Origin of the sequence: Paenibacillus sp. 2RAB27 (assembly GCF_052115445.1) — a bacterium.
In the GTDB taxonomy this organism is placed as follows: domain Bacteria; phylum Bacillota; class Bacilli; order Paenibacillales; family NBRC-103111; genus Paenibacillus_E.
Genome location: NZ_JBFRGR010000098.1, coordinates 1 through 836 on the forward strand (window position 1 = coordinate 1; position 836 = coordinate 836).

Annotated in this window: 2 rRNA genes; both read right to left on the minus strand. The window is 41.7% G+C overall.

Annotation, left to right across the window (positions count from 1 at the left end):
• Positions 1-128: ribosomal RNA gene (locus tag AB4114_RS35760) — 23S ribosomal RNA — on the minus strand; the annotation flags it as partial.
• Positions 129-701: 573 nt separating this feature from the next.
• A 16S ribosomal RNA gene (locus AB4114_RS35765) occupies positions 702-836 on the minus strand; the annotation flags it as partial.

Sequence of the window (836 nt, forward strand, 5' to 3'; positions counted from 1 at the left end):
GGTTCCCCCATTCGGACATCCCCGGATCAAAGCCTGCTTACGGCTCCCCGAGGCATTTCGTCGTTCGCCACGTCCTTCTTCGGCTCCTAGTGCCTAGGCATCCTCCGTGTGCTCTTTCTAGCTTAACCATTTATAGGGATCTTTTGCGTAGCAAAAGTCTCTCCTAATTGAAAGAGTTAAAGATTTTTGCATGATCCAAAGATCAAGCAACCTAAGTTCTTACTTTACGTTTACTTGACAATTCTCCTAAGCTTCGCAAAGGATAATTGCAATAGTTTCGTTATCTAGTTTTCAAGGAACAACTTTGCAACCTTTACATTCGCGAAGCGATGTAGGTTGTCAACCGTTTGTGCCATATTTCGATTTAACTGGATTTCCTGTAGTTAATTTTGATGAATAAGTTGGTTTTAAGCATTTAACTGGAAATTCTACAGTTATTTCAGGCTTAAAGTCTGAATTAGACCAAAAGCGATCAAATTAACTACATATTTTCCTGTTATTTCACTTAAATCCCCTAATCCCTCGAAATTAACTGGAGTTTTTCCTGTTATTTCAGAAATATCGGTATGTTTGAAAGATTGCTCTTTCAAAACTGAACACGAGTGAGTAAGCGATTTGTGTGAATAATGAGAGACTTTAATCTACGATTAAAGATCCCTATATATCACTTGACTGGTCTTATCAAGACCGAGTCTCCATAGAAAGGAGGTGATCCAGCCGCACCTTCCGATACGGCTACCTTGTTACGACTTCACCCCAATCATCTACCCCACCTTCGGCGGCTGGCTCCCTTGCGGGTTACCCCACCGACTTCGGGTGTTGTAAACTCTCGTGGT